This window comes from Vibrio hannami, assembly GCF_029589055.1.
GTDB lineage: Bacteria > Pseudomonadota > Gammaproteobacteria > Enterobacterales > Vibrionaceae > Vibrio > Vibrio hannami.
This window is the reverse complement of record NZ_JARQZP010000003.1, coordinates 1452836-1469602: the sequence shown is the minus strand read 5'-3', so window position 1 is coordinate 1469602 and position 16767 is coordinate 1452836. Positions and strand designations below refer to the sequence as shown.

Below are 16767 nucleotides of genomic sequence, written 5' to 3'. Positions count from 1 at the left end.
TGACTCAGCCGTTGTGTATCAAAGTTGTATTATCTGTATAGGCTCTCATTAGCCTTTATGGCGTTTAGCGACCAGAGTAAACTTGTAATCTGTTGATTTAAAATAGTTTCGGCTGTACTCAAATACTGTTCCATCCATCAGATAACTCCGGGTTCTCTTCTCGATGATTGGCTGACTTGGATCAATACCTAAAAGATCAGATACTTTATTAGGCGGCAACACAGGAACGATCTCCTGTTCACTGCGGTCAATAACCATACCTTTTTGATTCTCGATATAGTCGTATTTCGAGTTTCTCATTACCTCGTAAGTCAAATCCGGGAACAGAGCCAGAGGCATCCAGGTTTCTTCAACTGTAATCGGGTTTTCATCTATAAATCGAACGCGTTTTATATAAAAGATGCGTTCGTCTTCGGTCACATTAAGGTGCTCTGCCATGGTGAGACTTGGAAGCGTAATTTCAAACGCCAGTACTTCGCTACGGGTGACGACATTCAGATGGGCCCATTTTTCGTTAAAGCTTGTCTGTTGATAAATATCGTAATTTACCTTACTTGCTTTAACGTAGGTGCCACTTCCCTGTACACTTTCCAGCTCTCCATTTTCGATCAGAAGCTTCAGTGCCTGCCTAACGGTTACACGGCTAACTGAGAACTCTTCTCTAAGTTGAGCTTCTGTTGGTAATGCTTCTCCAACCTTATATTCACCAGTACCAATTTTCTCTCGTATGGCATCGGCGATTTGTCTGTACATAGGGAGTCTGGCCATCTGTACCTCTTTATTCTGGTGTTGTTTCTCAGTTCTTATATTGCTACATGATACAAATTACCAGGTTTAAGACAATAACAATCTGAGTTAAATTTTGTATACCTAATACAAAAGAAATACAAATGTGTATTAAATGAGATATAGATCACAGTAGATTTGTATGGTTTGTGTATTATTAAGCTATAGTTGTACTGAAATAGCGTACAAATTACCAAATACATCAATAGGGGCCCGGTTTATGAATCTTACAACTCTGACAAATCCAGCACTGATTAACCTGCAAACTACTTTCGCAAGCCGTGACGAAGCAATTAAAGCGTTGGCTGAGCAACTAGACCAGCAGGGCAAACTGAATGATAAAGAAGAGTACCTTGCAGCAGTATTTGCTCGTGAAGAACACGGCGCAACTGCGCTTGGTGAAGGTCTTGCAGTACCACACGGTAAAACAGATGCGGTTAAAGAAGCGGCATTTGCAGTTGCAACACTGAAAGAAGATGTTCAGTGGCCAGGCATTGACGAAGACGAGATGGAAGACGTAAACCTGATTTTCCTTATTGCAATTCCAAACGCTGAAGCAGGTTCCACTCACATGCACCTTCTAACGGCTCTGACTTCTACATTAATTGATGATGAAGTTCGTGAAGCGGCGCTTAACGCAACAACTGCAGACGAAATTCTGGCGATTTTTGATGAGCAAAGTGAAGAAGAAGCGCCTGCACCAGCAGTTGAGCCTGTAGCTGAACCTGTTCCGGCAGCGGCTGCACCAGTTGCAAAAGAAGAACCTCAGGGTTTCTTCGGAAAAGTTGCTAGCTGGTTTAAAGGCTAATTAACCCGAATACGAAGAGCCGGTAAGCCGGCTCAACTAACAACAGTCATGTTGGCATACAAATTTTTGGCTATACACAATTTAAATTTCGCTGGCTTTTAGTAGCGATAAACTCAGGTACTTTACAATGACTATATCTCGCGTTCATATCACTCCCCATATGCACTGGGACCGTGAGTGGTATTTCACAACTGAAGAGTCTCGTATCCTTCTTGTTAACAACATGGAAGAGATCATGACTCGTCTAGAGAATGATCCAGAATATAAATACTACGTTCTTGACGGTCAGACAGCAGTTCTTGAAGACTACTTCGCTATCAAGCCAGAAAATCTAGATCGTGTTAAATCACTTGTAGAAGCAGGCAAGCTAATCGTTGGTCCATGGTACTCTCAGACAGATACAATGCAGGTGTCTGGCGAGTCTATCGTACGTAACATGATGTACGGTTTGCGTGATGCTCTGCAGCTAGGTGAACCAATGAAGATTGGTTACCTGCCTGACTCATTCTCGATGAGTTCTCAGCTTCCAATGATCTATAACGGTTTTGGCTTTAACCGAACTATGTTCTGGCGTGGTTGTTCAGAGCGTCACGGCACTGATAAAACTGAGTTCCTATGGCAGTCGAACGATGGAAGTGAAGTAACCGCACAGGTTCTTCCACTTGGTTACGCTATCGGTAAATACCTTCCTCAAGATGAAGAAGGTCTGCGTGGTCGCCTGGACAAATACTTCCCGGTTCTTGAAAACGCATCAGTAACTAAAGATATCCTGCTTCCTAACGGTCACGACCAGATGCCTATTCAGAAAGACATCTTTGAAGTTATGGATAGCCTGCGTGAAATCTACCCAGAGCGTGAGTTTGTAATGAGCCGCTACGAAGAGGTGTTTGAGCGTATCGAAGCAATGCGTGACCAGCTTGACACTATCAAAGGTGAGTTCAACGACGGTAAATACATGCGTGTTCACCGTACCATTTCTTCAACTCGTATGGATATCAAGATTATCCACGCTGAAGTTGAGAACAAGATTGTTAACATCCTTGAGCCGCTTGCATCTATCGCTTACGACCTTGGTTTTGAATACCACCACGGCCTGATTGAGAAAATGTGGAAAGAGAGCATGAAGAACCACGCTCACGACTCTATCGGTTGTTGTTGTTCAGATAAGGTTCACGCTGAAATTCTTGCTCGTTACATCCTCGCCGATGATATGGCAACTAACCTTATCAACTTCTACAAGCGTAAGATTGTTGACCACATGCCAGAGCGTGAAGGCTGTGACAAGCTAGCATTCTTCAACCTGATGCCTTATGCACGTGAAGAAGTAGTGAACACTATGATCACTATCCGTGCGAACGAATTCAAAATCTTTGACGAAGCGGGTAACGATGTTGAGTACTTCATAGAAGACTCTCGCGTTATCGACCCGGGCAAGATTGACCGTCAGATCGTTCACTACGGAAACTACGACCCATTTGTAGAGTACGACATTCAGCTGAAGATCAAAGTACCAGCGATGGGTTACACAACTTTGCATATTCAGTGTAACGAATCAGGTGCTCAGAAAGCAGTCGCTAACGAAGGCAATGTACTTGAAAATGAATTCTACTCTATCACTGTAAACGCGAACGGTACGCTAACGATTCTTGATAAAGAAACCAAGCATGAGTATGACCAGGTTCTGCGTTTGGAAGATGGTTCTGATGACGGTGATGAGTACGATTACTCTCCTTCTCGTAAAGAGTGGTTAATCTACTCTGACGAGTTTGATGTAGAAACAAGCGTTGAACAGCAGGCATTCCAGTCTGTAGCAAATATCGCTTTCCGCATGAATGTTCCGACTGACCTTGAAGCTCGTGAAGAGCGTACCAATCAGGATGGTTTTGTAGATGTTAAAGCTCAGGTAATCCTGCGTGAAGGTTCTCGTCGGATCGACGTGAGTATGGAACTGGACAACCAGGCTGATGATCACCGTGTACGTGTGCTTATCCCGACTCCGTGGGTATCTGAAACGGTCGTTGCTGACAACCAGTTCGGTGTTATCACTCGTCCTACTCAAGACCCGGCAATGGCTCAATGGGAAGAAGAGAAGTGGAAAGAAGCTCCGGTACCTGTATACCAGCTAATGAACTTTGCTGCAGTAGAAAATCAGGCAGGTGGTATAGCACTATTCAGTAACGGTCTACGTGAGTTTGAAGTGATTTCCTCTCAGGGTAACGAGAAGCGCGATACGTTCGCTCTGACTCTGCTACGTGGTGTTGGCGTTCTTGGTAAAGAGAACCTGCTACTTCGCCCTGGTCGTCCTTCAGGTATCAAGATTCCTGCTCCGGATTCTCAGACTCGTGGCAAACTGGCTTGTAACTTCTCTATCTGTGGCTTTGCGGGTGACCATATCTCTGCAGACGTTATGTCTCAGGCTCGTGAGTACGTTACTCCAATCGCTTGTTACAACAAGATTCCTTACAACGCAATGAAGCTGAACGTTGGCGAGCAGAATCTACCAATGACTTACAGCATGCTTAAGGAAGATATGAAGGGCGTGGTACTGAGCGTACTGAAGAAGGCCGAAGATGAAGACGCGCTAATTCTGCGTGTATACAACCCATCTGAAACGGCAATGTCTGAAGGCAGCATCGCATTTGATAAACCTGTTACTGACTGGGTGGAAGTACAGATGGATGAACAGCCTCGTCCGGGCGTTGAAGCGGTTGAAGCTGGTTCGTTTGGTACACTGGCACAATGTCAGGCCAAGACATTCAAAGTTAAGTTTTAAGTAAGTAGCAATAAATAACGATAGTGAGATGTCGATTCCCTCTTTTCTAGCGAAGAGGGTTGGAGCCAAACTCCCCCTTTACAGGCTCCACCTCCCTCAATTTTGAGGGAGGTAAATTTCACCATTGTTATGTTGGGAACATATACAGATTAAGGAACTCATGCTGACATTGTTTGAGAGAAGGTTATCGAGGGGGCATCTGACTGGATTGAAATCAAAGCAGCGTGAGTTCTTTAACTTTTTCTGATGAAAAATATTACCGATTGGTGCTGGTAGATGGAATCCCCTATATCAGCCCACTTATGACATTAGGGCTCGTGCAAACAAGTCTCACCCCCGTAGACACATGTTTCGCATTAATGTCATATGACTGGTAAATTGAGGCACGACCAAACAATCGATCGTCAAACAGCAATTGTGCCTGATACCCATCCGAACGGATGGGTTTTTTTTGGCAATATTTAAGGCAGTCAAGGTTTTGTATGTTGATTGCTGTTTTTTCTAGGTTAGTTCCAAGTCTATTACTAAAATATAAATTACGTAGTTCGTATGTGAGGCAGTAATGAAGGCACTACTCTATTACAATCGCAGGGATATACGATTCGAAGAACTTTCAGTTCCGAAAGTTGAACCACATCAGGTGCTTATAAAGGTCACGGATGCCGGACTAAGTCAGACTCAGGTTAATGAGTTTATCGAAGGACCTTTTATCCTATCTCCTGAGCCAAATGCGCTTACAGGGATGGGGTTACCTTTGATCCCTTGTCAGGAATATGGCGGGGATATTGTTGAAGTCGGTGACCAGGTTTCAAAACAGTGGATAGGTAAAACCGTCGCAGTCTTACCACTTGTATCGTGCGGCATGTGTGAACATTGTGAAGCCGGGAACGTTCATTTTTGTACCCATAAAGCCTATTACGGTCTTGCTGGGGCTCACGGTGGATTTTGCGAATACTCTGCCGTGAATTCAGACAATGTCATTGAGGTTGAAAACAAATCGTTGCTGACCTTTGTTGAGCCACTTCTTGTTGCTGCCCACTCCTACCATCGTTATGGCGAATCCCTGGAAAATAAAAAGGTTCTGGTTCTTGGTGCCGGGGCTGTGGGGCTTTCCTGTGCTGCAGTTTGGCGAAAATTGGGAGCACAGGCTCTGACGATGTATGATCATCTTCCCAATCGACTCGCAAAAGCAGAAAGCCTTGGATTTAATGTCGTCGATACGCAGGCACAACTTGTCAGTGAGTTTGATGTTGTTGTCGATGCAGCAGGAAAAGATCCCCTTCACGAGAGGCAAGCTTTTGAAGAGGCACCAACCTTTTTAAAGCCGGGTGGTACCGTTATTTCTATCGGCACCTACTTCTTTCCTATATCTGTCACGCCTGTTGAGTCTTTGGTTGAAGAAAAGTCTTACGTGCCATCGTATATGTACAATATGGAAGATGTCGAGCTGTTAAAGGATATATTGCCCGATCTTGGCGTAAACTTTGACAGTCTGATTACCAGAGTTCCCTTTGATAAGCTTGTGGAAGAAGGTTATTACCAGGCAGAATTGGACAGAGATACTTTTGTGAGGATAGTAACGAGTGTTGAATAAGCAGAAGACAACGCTACAAGAGCTGATATCAGCGATAGGGGATGCCGGAGGGGTGTCGCTGAGTGATTCTGCTGATAAGTTTCCAGATGGTTATACAGTGTACCCGCTCAGTTCTACAGGGCTGTTTTTTGGTGTTCCGGATACAGCAACACCGAAACAGCAGCTAGAGGTTCGGGAGCAAGTGGTTCAGATGCTGGAAAGCGTAGAACATTTTGATGAGCTTTCCCGTAAATATAAGCTGATAAAAAGAGACTTTCGCAGCATCGCAGAAAGCAGTGGTCAGCAAGATTTCGAAAAGCTGCTTTGTTCCAATCTTATGCACTTTCTTGGCGATACTGAGCAGTATGGCGTGTTAAATGGCGAAGAGGTCGTCATTTCGAAACAGCTAAGTCAACATACCATTCAGATTGCTAGGCTCAAACTGCTTAAGTCCGATGAATATTCGGTAAAGGTCTCTACGGGTGAGTTATATGTATGTCAGTATCAGAATTATATAGTCGTGGTTGAACGAGCTACCCCTCTATCCTGTACAGAAAAAAATCATATCAAACTTACTCTGAGATATATCTCGTTACTGCAGATGCAACACTCGATTGGCCATGCAATGAGTATGCTGGCAGAGCGGAATTCCGACTCGGGTGCAGCGCTGTTACAGGGAACTGAGTACCTACAGGAGTGTATTGATAACCTGGTAAAAGAAGCCAATGTCGATCCACTTACCCTAGCGTATAACCGGCGATACGCTACCAGATATGTAAAAGATCTTTATGCGCGCAACGTCCGCTTTTCTGTGGTGCTTATCGATATAGACCATTTTAAGCAGGTGAACGATACCTGTGGTCATGACATCGGTGACGATGTATTAAGAGAATTGGTGGAACTATTTAAACTCAACTGCAGAGATACCGATGTTGTCTCAAGATGGGGCGGGGAGGAATTTCTTATCGTCTTAAATGAGATGGACCTGGAAAGCAGTGTAAAAAAAGCAGAGTTACTGAGAGAGCAGATAGCGTCGAAAGAATTTAAATCACAGGTTAAGATCACTGCCAGTTTTGGCGTTAGCGTAAGCTCATCCCTGCCTGTAGAAGATCTGAATATGTTAGTCCGGCTGGTGGATAAGGCGCTGTATAAAGCCAAGCAAACAGGGCGGAATAGGGTCGAGTTCCATTCGATACCTTAAATTCGACACCTGAACCTGTTGAAGGTAAAAATAGCCATACAGCTTATGATGTATACTCAAGTAACCTCAAGATGCATTTTCAGCGAGAATTTATTCGCTTTTAATCAAGGCACTGATTTGAAGGTATAGTGGTTCTACATCAAAAATCAGTAACGTAGAGTAGAAGCGAATAAAACTCACCCTTCGGGAGCTCATCAGAAGCGTGATTTCTTCGTCAAATATTTTTGAAAGGGAATGCCATTCCTACAAATATTTTCCTTGAACTAACGCTTCTGATGTAGCTCTGAATCCTGCATCTTGAGGTCACTTGAGTATATGGCTATTTTTTCGATTTTGTCTGAGGGGTTAGCAACCAACAGACATCAGATGGTTGATATCATCTTCGGTATTGAAGAGTGAAGGTGTTTTATCGCTCTGAAATAACTTCATAGGGCTTCCATTTGAGCTGTGGTAGGTGAGTGTATCGCCACTTACCTGCAGCATTGTCCCTTCGCAAATGCCGACGACAAGTTCGTACGGATTCTGAATCAAAAACTCCTCAATTCGTTCGTCGCGTGACTCTCCCATATGGCCGGAAATGGTCGCATCTACGTAGTGCGGATTAATCTGAAACGGAACCAGATTAAGCGCAGTTAAAATCGATGCAGATACGATCGGCATATCATTGGTAGTTCGAATTGTCGGACAGGCAATGTTCGTCCCCGCACTCCAACCAATATAAAGTTTATCTTCAGAAAGGATTGCCTTTCTGAGCGGTCTTACCAACCCAAGGTCATGCAATTGCTTGTTAAGAACCCATGTATTGCCGCCGCTAACAATATACCCATCAGCTTCTTCTATCGCGATAACAGGATCGTCGTGTTGGTGAATCCCCGAGATGGATACACCATAACGGTCAAACTCTTTTTGCAATAGTTTTAGCCTATCGTCATATTCCCCTCTGAGCATGGCATAGGGGATAAAGAGCAGCCGTTTTGCGTCTGTTTTTTTGATAGCAGGAGCGATCCAGTCCGAGCCATATTCCAGTAAAGCCTGGTCTGGGTTTGCTTTGCCGTTACTAAATAGAAGTACGTTCATTCTTGATCCTTACTGCTTAGTTAAATCATCAACTGAGAAGTTGCAAGGACAGTGATCAGGCCACCTGCCATAGGTATAACAGTTCTCTTTGCCAGCTCGATAGGAGATACGTTGGCAACGCTCGCACAAGCGATAATAACGCCAGCTACCGGGGAAGCCGAACGCATTAGACCCGAGGCTAGCTGCATTGGCAGTGCTACTGCTGCTGTGTGAGCACCTACCTGTGCAGCTACATCCGGAGCAAGGTTAGAGAAGCTAAAGAATGAAGCGTTACCTGAACCAGATAGCAGGGTTACGATGGTAATAATACCGACTAACACGAGTACCATTGCCAGGTAACCAAAGCCAAGGTTTGACGCAGAACCAAGTAACATATCGATAAACCCAATAGTACTCAGGCCAGATACAAATACTTTTGCAGAAATGATCAGGCTTACAACGCTCGCAAAAACAGCTCCCATACCATTCAGATAAACTTTAAGGGAGTCTGATACCCACTTGCCATCACGAGTAAAGATGAAGTCACATAACATAGAGATAAACAGCGAGATAAACATTGCAGTGACAACATTAATCTTGATTGAAGCGATACCGAACTTGCTAAATGTGAGTAGAAGGAATAGTGGAAGTACGGGTAAAAAAGCGAACCATTTAGGCACATCGCGCTGTTTTTCTGATTTCAGATTAAACTCATGAGTAACGCCCTTTTCTTGATCTTTTTTATCGAAGTAGCGCTGACTGAAGAAATGTAGCGTTGCAATAACCAACATTGCGATAACAGAAACCATTAGCTGGTAGCTAACAAAATAGGTAGCAACATCAATTCCGGAAACTTCCGCTGCTTTGTTCGCCGCTGAAGAAGCTGGACCTAAATCCAGACAGCCAGTGGTTGCTACTACTGCAGCCGCTGCCGCTGGGTTACAACCCACACCTACCAGAATCGGGTACATTGCAACCAAAAGTAATAAGGCAAGTCCAGTGGCACTAGGCAGGAACACGTTAATCAACTGACCGATGATATAAGCCATTGCCAGTACTAAATAAGGGTTCTGAATATGAGACAGAGGTTTCGTTGCGACCTGAACCATTGCATTAGCAGCGCCAATGTGGCTCATGTACTTGGAAAAGCCACCCACTGCCATGATTATCAGGCCAAGCTTAGCCAGTGTTGAAGATGCGATAACTTTGATCACCTCAAAAAAATCGACAATAACCGAACCGGTAGGTTTGCCTCCTTTGGGCAGGAACTCTTCTGCTCCACCGACCACACCCAGCGCGATCATTGTCAGACCCGCTGCGAGTAGAACGGCTTGAGTGTTATATTTTTTGACTATGAAATATCCAACTAAGAATATTATAGGTATAGCTAAGTATGTGATCATGACTCACCTCTAAAATGAATATTGATAAATTAAATTGATTTTTAAATTATTAATTAATTGTTTTTGAAGATATTAAATTCGTTAAATGTGTTTTCTATTTTGGCAAACCGATCTTCACTATTTATACGGGATGACATTCCCTTTATTAATGCTTCGATTAAAAAGAAACCAGAAGTACGGTTATTAAAGATGCTTTCGCTTTGGCTATCTACGGTAAATAATATGTCAGAATAAGATACTAGAGGGTTAACTTGTTGATCGGTAATCGCAATAATTCGTCCCCCATATTTATTAAACCAACGGGTGCACTGAATCGTGTTATTGGAAAATCGATGATAAGTGATCGTTAGAAGCGTGTCGTTTTCGTTGACATCAACCAGTTGGTGCGGGAGTGTAGAGGTATCGGCCTTAAGCAACTCGACATCTTTTCTTAAATATCTTGCGAGTAAAAAGAAGTAGTTCGCAAGTGCTTCTGCAGAGGCACTTCCCAGTACATACAGCTTTCCTTTCTGGTCTAGAAGGTGGTCTATAGCAGCATTGAAATCCGACTGAGAAAGCAGATTGTATGTGGCTTCAAGGTTTTTTTGTGTTTCTTGAAGATGTTCATTGAGCAACGAATCTGTTTTACCGCCTTTTTCGTTTTCTTTACAGCGCTCGATTGGTATTGCCAGATCGATAACAAGATCATCGGACACTTTTTTCTTAAATTCTAAAAAGCCTGTAAAACCAAGGCGGTTAAGAAAACGACCTAGGGTTGCTTTCCCTATGCCTATTTTTTCGCATAACTCTTCAACTTTAGCGTAGGGTAGTACAGTAAAATTATTTACGAAATAGTTTGCAATGACTTTTTCCGTAGGAGTTAAAGAATTCATTTGCTTTAATTTTGTTATAAATTCATCGCGAGTCATTATATTTACCAACTTTATAGTGCATTTAGATTTTCAAATACATTGGATGAGTGATTCAAGGGAATAAGAATTTCCCAGGTCAAAACTGTGACTGATCGAGGGTATTAAGTATATTTAGATGATGTAAGTTGGTGATTCTATTGGTAACAGAATGTAATATTTATATTTAATTGTCTAAATTTAATATAAATATTTTAATTGAGTTTTTATTGAGAAGATTAAAATGGGTATTACCAGAAATGCTAAAAAGCCACCTGAAAATCAGATGGCTTTGTAAGTCAGAATCGAAGGGAGTTGAGTAGAACTACAAAGATGCCAGGGATGAGGCAGAGTTTTTTTGGCCTCGCTGTTTGCTGGCGTTTATTAATAACTTCAGTACTCGTTTCTCAGACCAGTTGGTTTGCTTATCATCAAACAGCGACTGATGCATAAGGGCTATTTCAGCTTTTATATCATCGGTTAATGCGCCTGATAATTCGGGGTTCTCTGAAAGCCATTTGTTCAGTAGCGCGTTGGTCTTAAAACCATCTCTGCTTTTTATTGCTTCCACAAGCGCATGTAATGAATCACTGTTTTCCGCTAAAAAAGAAACGTCATTGTTAGCCTGCTTCGTGTTTCTTGCTTTGATAAGCAGGGCTAAAGTGATAACCCAAAGCAGAGCAAACAGGCCAGCAATATATGGCCAGTAACCTGCGTCCTTTATGGTTTCAGTTTTGGTTACTACTTTTGCTTCCGGACTTTCGTTTACAGGAGCCGGAGCAACAACAGCCTGGGGTGAGTTTTCGCTTTGAGAGACTTGAAGCATTAAACCAGGGATAACAGAGTGATCCTGCTTTTTATCACTGGTATTCCACCAACTGATTGCTACTTCAGGTAGCGGTATCTCTCCAGCGTTGCGGGCAATAAGAACCTGATTCAGCGTCAAGGTGGCCGTGTCCCCTTGCTGTTTAATCTGAGGAGAATCTTCGTAAACTCGTACGCTTTCAGGGTAATCAACTTTCAAGTTAGGAAGTTGTTCTGTTGCTACGCCTTTGACGGTAAGTTCTATCTGGCGTGTTATCGGTGAACCTGTTACCAGATTTGCAGGGTTTGCAGTTATCTCGCTTCCTGATTCATCCAACCATTTTTGCTTAAGGGTAAGGTTGGAGCTCGGTAGCCAGTTGCCCTGAAAATCGTCTGGTCTATTAAGAACTGAAAGTACCAGAGTTTCAGGTTTGGTGTTGATAGGAATGACTCGTGAGTTGCCCGAGCGTCGGTTGCTGTCAAGAATAGCGCCCTTTAACGATGGTCCGTTGATGACAAACTTACCCGACTGCGTGGCAGTAATTTTATAGTCCTGATCCACGACGATAACTTCCATACCATCGATAACCGCCTGATACTGTTTTTGTTCACCAATCGGTTCCATGTTTATTGCACCGGAGTCAGTCCCCTGTAAAGCGGGAGGCACGATATTGGCACTCTGTATTTGTCGGGAGTCAGCTTTGATGATTAGACGAGTTGTTAGAGTATTTAGCTCACCGGGATAAAGCTCAGACTTCTCCAGTTTTACCTGAACATCAACCAGGTCTTGCTCCGTTTTGGCGCTAGGATCCACTGTTACGGTAATAGAAATAGGTTGGGTTTTCTGCTTACCTACCTGAAATGAAGGGATGGTGAGTATACCGGACCGTAGTGGAGCCAGCGCAAGTGTCCACTCACTTTTTACGGTCTTTTTGCCGTTAGTAATGTTGGTATAAAACCCAAACCTTGGTTTTCCTGTGAAGAAATCATCCTCCAGCACAGAAAAATCGATGTCGTCGGCATCCAAGTTTTCATTGGCAACGATTTTAAGCTGAAAGACTTCTGATTTAGCCAGCTTATTGCTGGAAACACTCGCAGTTGCCGCTATAGAAAGCTGGCTGAAAAAAACAAGGCTCAGGGACAGGAGAGCCCAGATAGTAGATGTAAATGGTTTTCTGTATCGCTTAATCATTACCATGTTTTCCCTGAGTTGTTCGGTGCTTCTTTTTCTCTTGCCTGAAGTAACATCTGCGCTCTTAGCAGGCGGGATGGATCCCGTGCGTTTTCAACCTGTTCCAGTTTTCTCAATTCGGGATCAATTTGTTGGCTATTATCAGCCTGAGCTACTTTTGCTTGCTTATCGCTTTCATTATCGCCCTTATGCTCTTTAGATGATTTCGGTTGAGCATTTTGGGGTTGCGTAGCGTCAGTATCTTTTGATTGCTCAGTGTTTTGGTTATTCGCCGGATCTGTCTTGTTTTCCTCTGAGCCGCTTTTTTCTGATTGGCTTTCATCTGGGCGACTTTCTTCCTGCTGACCTTCACTCTGTTGCTGATTATTTTGAGTGGGTTGCTTACTCTGAGAGTCGTTGGCTTGACTTCCTTTGCCCTTGTCTTCAGATGATTGGTTATCCGATGAATCCTGATTTTGTGATGAGTTATTCTGGTTGTCAGAAGAGCTCTGATTAGAATCCTGCTGTTGCTGTTGCTGTTGCTGTTGCTGTTGCTGTTGCTGTTGCTGTTGCTGTTGCTGTTGCTGTTGCTGTTGCTGTTGCTGTTGCTGTTGCTGTTGCTTTTCGGCTTGTTCTACAACTTGCAGGTTCTTTTTTGCCGATTTATGTTCGGGGTTATTCGCCAGTATCTCCTGATACAGTGATTTTGCTTTCTCTAAATCACCACTCTGAGCATAGGCATTTGCCAGATTGTATTTGGCTGACTCTCCAGCTCCCGACTTTAAGTTCTCAACTGCATTTTTGTAGTCACCAGCCTTATATTGAGAAAGACCTTTCCAGTACTTGTCCACAAAAGCAGTAGCGGCTTCAGCGTAGTTTCCCTGCTCGAAAAGCTGATAGCCTAACTGGTCGTCATTCAACCACGGTGATGCCTGCGCATCATTCGCTACGAATGGTTGAGATAAGGCAAACAGAGCCAGGAAAACAGCGCCTCGCCTGAATAGCATCAGCGCAGGTAGCAGGACAAAAGGAATGAGCCAAAAGCCATTATTTACCCGCTCTTCAAAACTTTGGTCGCCTTTTTTTCAGCGTCGAGATTGATCTTAGAAGTATATTTACCAATAGCTTCAACATCGGAATTGTTGTTTTGAATAGTAGCAAATAGTCCATCGCTGGCTTTGGCGACTTCTTTCATATTGTCGAAGTCTGGTTTTGCCACAACCGGGCTACCGGCATTGTTGGTTAACATAATCCCATCGGCAAGTCTTATTGGTGCACCATCTCTTGTTCCTACACCAAGGATTGAAACCTTCCAGTCACCGCTGTTGATTAGGTTCAGTAGCACATCCTTTTCCTGATCATCGATATCGTCAGTGATAAGGATAATCTCACCTTTACTGAAACCAGATTGCTTGAAGGTATCTATCGCCAGTTTCACCGCAGCATCTGCCTGTGCGCCGGGGTAGGGCATAATTTCCGGAGAGAGGTTAGCGATCAGATTTTTTAGAGTCGCTGAATCTGATGTCAGAGGGCTAATGGTATAGGCGTCACCTGCGTATGCGATAAGCCCTGTGCTACCTTCTTTCCAGAAAGGTAAAAGATCCATTGCCTTGTATCTGACATGAGTCAGACGGTTTGGCTTAATATCATTGGCATACATTGAGCGCGACATATCCAGAACCAGCATGCGTGCGCTGTCCGAACTGTATGAAGGCAAGGGTGCTTTTTCAAAGCTTGGGCCAGCCAAAGCGATGGTCATCAGCAGCCAACAGCTAGCGAGGATATAAGTTACCGACTTTGTCTGCTTACGCTGTTTAAGCCCCAGTTTTACTGCAATATGTGATGCAATGAGTCCGCTTGAGGCTTGTCTTTTAGAGTACCAATAAAGAACACCCGCTAAAGGAACTAATGCCAGTAACCAAAGAGGGTATAGAAACACAAAATCAGCCATGATGACGCCTCATAATGGTAATAGTCACCCATAAAACAAGAGCCATTGCGAGAGGGTATTTAAACCACTCTGACTGTGGTCGCCATACTTCACTTGTGCTACTGATAGGTTCAAGTTTATCAATCGTGTCGTAGATGTTTTGCAGTTCATCCTGATTTCGGGCTCTGAAGTATTGTCCGCCAGTCATTTCTGCAATCTGCGTTAGTGTCTTTTCATCAAGATCTTTGGCTGTATTTACATTGCGGGTAAAGAAAAACTCTTTAACCTGCATCTGTCCCGCGCCAACACCAACCGTATATATAGTGGCGTTATACTTTTTGGCTATCTCTGCTGCTTCAATCGGGTCGAGAACGCCGGCTGTATTAGCGCCGTCACTCAGCAATATCATCACTCGCTGAGGAGCATCACTATCGACAAACGTTTTTGTGGCCAGACCAATCCCTTCACCAATAGCTGTCTGTTCTCCGACCAGACCAAGAACTGTTCTATTTAGTTGAGAAGAGACGGTATTTGTGTCCATAGTAAGTGGTGTCTGAAGATAGGCGTTATCACCAAATAAGATCAGTCCAAGTCGATCGCCTTTACGCCTTTCAAGAAAGTTTGTAAGTACTTGCTTAACTGCGGTTAACCTGTCTATGTAATCGCCGTTCGTTTCCATGTCTGCGATTTGCATTGAGCCTGAAAGATCCACCACTAGCATCAAATCCCGGTGTCTTGGGTGATTTTCGACAGGGTCGCCAAAATATACTGGCCGGGCTGATGCAATAACCAATGCAACCCAAAGTAAAACAGTCAGAACTTTTAAAGCGATATTAGCAGGTGCGGTTGCAGAGCCATTCTCTGGAATAAAGGGCAGATGTATAGCCGCACTTTCGCTCTCGCCTGGCGCAAAAAAGTGTACTAATAGCGGTAGTGGTAATAAAAACAACATCCACCACCATACAAACTCAAAATGAATCAACGTCCCCCCTTTTTGGTGGAAGTGCAGATTGAATCCATAACTGACATTGTTCAACCAGTTGTTCTCGATCAAACTGTGCATTCTTCTCGTAAAGTGCGGCTAACCAGGTATCGACGTGCTCTGAGAAAATAGGCTGTTTAACCTGACTGTCTAAAAACTTCAGCCAACTTGCTCCGGATAAATTGGCGACTTTTGTTCTCGGGTAGTAGCTAAGAACCGCTTGTCTGACGATTTCCATCGCTCCTGAAGGTGATATCGTTGATCGCTCCAGATTAAGCAAGGATAGTGCAGCCTTTTTTGCAGCATGCCTTTTCTTCTGCCATTTCCAGACGCCATAAATGATGAGTATTGTGACGACTATGGAGCCAAGCAGGCTCCACCAACCCCAGGCGAATGGCCAGAAACCGGGAGGTTCTGGAATTTGAAGGGCATCTAAAGGTAATGGGTGATTGGCTGTCGTTGTTTCGGTCATTATTGCTTCCCGGCAATTTGATAAATTAATGGCTCTGCACTAGAGATAGAATAGTAAGGTATTGCCAGAGAACGGCTTACCTTTTTTATAGTTTCCTGTTTGTTTTCAAACAGCTCTTGCAGTTGTTTCTTAGTGGACTTAGCCGAAAAGTTTAACCAGGAAGTATTCTGCCCGTTGGTTACCTTTTCGGTTCCTTTATATTTTGTTTGCCCTCTCTCAAGAGGATCATAGAAATGGATCAGCTGTATTCTGTTATGTTGTCTTAACTGAGATAAGCGAGCGATATCTTGTTCTTCAAACCGGACAAAGTCGCTGAGGAAGATGATCTCACTGCCTTTAGGACAAAGTCGTTTCAGGGCATTAAAGCCCTTGTCCATAGGCTGAGGAGTGACTTCTGGTTTTGTCAGTTCGCTGTTATGCAGCTCAACGAGCTGATGCAGTAGTTGTAATGGCCCCCGGTTTCTGGATGTCGGTTTTATATCAATCAGTGAAGAACCGGTATCAATGACTGCACCAATACGATCTCTCTGTTCGACCGCTATCCAGCCGATCAAGCTTGCCATATGGGCCATTTGGACAGACTTCAGCATCAGAGTGGAACCAAACCGCATGCTATTACTGATGTCGGCATAGATAACAACCGGTGTCTCGCGCTCTTCGGTAAACAGCTTGGTATGTGGTTTTCCGGTACGAGCGGTAACCCGCCAGTCTATAGTGCGTATATCGTCTCCAGCCTGATACTTACGCACTTCAGAAAAGTCCATACCCCGTCCAAGCTGACGGCTCTGATGCTGACCATTTATCTGAGACCATAGGCTTTTTGCTGGTGGAAGCCAGCGTACAGTCTGAGACTTATACTGGAGCAGCTCATTGAGGTTGAGCGTTACGCCATCGCTGTATTTTGGTAGTTGGTGGTTCATA

General features: G+C 43.8%; 13 protein-coding genes and 1 pseudogene. 4 read left to right on the top strand and 10 right to left on the bottom strand.

Annotated elements, in window-relative coordinates; all coding sequences use genetic code 11:
* Window positions 1-48 precede the first annotated feature (48 nt).
* Window positions 49-768, bottom strand: coding sequence for a GntR family transcriptional regulator (locus tag P7F88_RS08325; protein ID WP_277823625.1), 720 nt, complete (start codon window positions 766-768; stop codon window positions 49-51).
* A gap of 238 nt (window positions 769-1006) precedes the next feature.
* Here P7F88_RS08325 and P7F88_RS08320 point away from each other — a divergent pair.
* The 4 genes and pseudogenes from P7F88_RS08320 to P7F88_RS08305 form a co-directional block, all read left to right on the top strand.
* Window positions 1007-1477: pseudogene (locus P7F88_RS08320) on the top strand (fructose PTS transporter subunit IIA); the annotation flags it as partial.
* A gap of 244 nt (window positions 1478-1721) precedes the next feature.
* Entirely contained in the window at window positions 1722-4367 is a 2646-nt protein-coding gene (mngB, locus tag P7F88_RS08315; protein ID WP_277823623.1) for a mannosylglycerate hydrolase, read from the top strand.
* Window positions 4368-4929: 562 nt separating this feature from the next.
* Window positions 4930-5961: an alcohol dehydrogenase catalytic domain-containing protein gene (locus P7F88_RS08310; RefSeq protein ID WP_277823621.1), complete on the top strand. Its 1032-nt coding sequence runs from the start codon at window positions 4930-4932 to the stop codon at window positions 5959-5961.
* Window positions 5951-7141, top strand: coding sequence for a GGDEF domain-containing protein (locus P7F88_RS08305; RefSeq protein ID WP_277823619.1), 1191 nt, complete (start codon window positions 5951-5953; stop codon window positions 7139-7141). The genes P7F88_RS08310 and P7F88_RS08305 overlap by 11 nt, the downstream gene beginning before the upstream one ends.
* A 345-nt stretch (window positions 7142-7486) precedes the next feature.
* On the opposite strand, the gene pepE is transcribed toward P7F88_RS08305, so the two are convergent.
* The 9 genes from pepE to P7F88_RS08265 form a co-directional block, all read right to left on the bottom strand.
* A complete protein-coding gene (gene pepE / locus P7F88_RS08300; protein ID WP_277823617.1) occupies window positions 7487-8218 on the bottom strand; it encodes a dipeptidase PepE in 732 nt (243 codons plus the stop codon).
* 20 nt (window positions 8219-8238) lie between these two features.
* The gene (gene dcuC, locus P7F88_RS08295) at window positions 8239-9600 is read right to left on the bottom strand and encodes a C4-dicarboxylate transporter DcuC (RefSeq protein ID WP_277823615.1); all 1362 of its coding nucleotides are present in this window, start codon (window positions 9598-9600) and stop codon (window positions 8239-8241) included.
* A gap of 53 nt (window positions 9601-9653) precedes the next feature.
* Window positions 9654-10472 (bottom strand): MurR/RpiR family transcriptional regulator, encoded by an 819-nt coding sequence (locus tag P7F88_RS08290; protein WP_277823613.1) that lies wholly within the window; start codon window positions 10470-10472, stop codon window positions 9654-9656.
* Window positions 10473-10812: 340 nt separating this feature from the next.
* A complete protein-coding gene (locus P7F88_RS08285; RefSeq protein WP_277823611.1) occupies window positions 10813-12483 on the bottom strand; it encodes a BatD family protein in 1671 nt (556 codons plus the stop codon).
* Window positions 12483-13469 carry a tetratricopeptide repeat protein gene (locus P7F88_RS25655; RefSeq protein WP_338405548.1) on the bottom strand — a complete coding sequence of 329 codons (987 nt, stop codon included), beginning with the start codon at window positions 13467-13469 and terminating at the stop codon, window positions 12483-12485. The genes P7F88_RS08285 and P7F88_RS25655 overlap by 1 nt, the downstream gene beginning before the upstream one ends.
* Window positions 13470-13513: 44 nt before the next feature.
* Window positions 13514-14413, bottom strand: coding sequence for a VWA domain-containing protein (locus P7F88_RS25650; protein ID WP_338405547.1), 900 nt, complete (start codon window positions 14411-14413; stop codon window positions 13514-13516).
* Window positions 14406-15344 (bottom strand): vWA domain-containing protein, encoded by a 939-nt coding sequence (locus P7F88_RS08275; protein WP_277824579.1) that lies wholly within the window; start codon window positions 15342-15344, stop codon window positions 14406-14408. The genes P7F88_RS25650 and P7F88_RS08275 overlap by 8 nt, the downstream gene beginning before the upstream one ends.
* 16 nt (window positions 15345-15360) lie before the next feature.
* Window positions 15361-15846, bottom strand: coding sequence for a DUF4381 domain-containing protein (locus tag P7F88_RS08270; protein WP_277823609.1), 486 nt, complete (start codon window positions 15844-15846; stop codon window positions 15361-15363).
* Window positions 15846-16766, bottom strand: coding sequence for a DUF58 domain-containing protein (locus tag P7F88_RS08265; protein WP_277823607.1), 921 nt, complete (start codon window positions 16764-16766; stop codon window positions 15846-15848). Before P7F88_RS08265 ends, P7F88_RS08270 begins: the two co-directional genes overlap by 1 nt.
* Window position 16767: the final 1 nt, after the last annotated feature.

Bases quoted from the DNA above. Each gene is read 5' to 3' on its own strand.
- P7F88_RS08310 (WP_277823621.1), top strand. From the start codon at position 4,930: ATGAAGGCACTACTCTATTACAATCGCAGGGATATACGATTCGAAGAA.
- P7F88_RS08270 (WP_277823609.1), bottom strand. From the start codon at position 15,846: ATGACCGAAACAACGACAGCCAATCACCCATTACCTTTAGATGCCCTT.
- P7F88_RS08290 (WP_277823613.1), bottom strand. From the start codon at position 10,472: ATGAATTCTTTAACTCCTACGGAAAAAGTCATTGCAAACTATTTCGTA.
- P7F88_RS25650 (WP_338405547.1), bottom strand. From the start codon at position 14,413: ATGGCTGATTTTGTGTTTCTATACCCTCTTTGGTTACTGGCATTAGTT.
- P7F88_RS08265 (WP_277823607.1), bottom strand. From the start codon at position 16,766: ATGAACCACCAACTACCAAAATACAGCGATGGCGTAACGCTCAACCTC.
- pepE (WP_277823617.1), bottom strand. From the start codon at position 8,218: ATGAACGTACTTCTATTTAGTAACGGCAAAGCAAACCCAGACCAGGCT.
- P7F88_RS25655 (WP_338405548.1), bottom strand. From the start codon at position 13,469: ATGCTATTCAGGCGAGGCGCTGTTTTCCTGGCTCTGTTTGCCTTATCT.
- P7F88_RS08275 (WP_277824579.1), bottom strand. From the start codon at position 15,344: ATGTTGTTTTTATTACCACTACCGCTATTAGTACACTTTTTTGCGCCA.
- P7F88_RS08285 (WP_277823611.1), bottom strand. From the start codon at position 12,483: ATGATTAAGCGATACAGAAAACCATTTACATCTACTATCTGGGCTCTC.
- dcuC (WP_277823615.1), bottom strand. From the start codon at position 9,600: ATGATCACATACTTAGCTATACCTATAATATTCTTAGTTGGATATTTC.
- P7F88_RS08325 (WP_277823625.1), bottom strand. From the start codon at position 768: ATGGCCAGACTCCCTATGTACAGACAAATCGCCGATGCCATACGAGAG.
- mngB (WP_277823623.1), top strand. From the start codon at position 1,722: ATGACTATATCTCGCGTTCATATCACTCCCCATATGCACTGGGACCGT.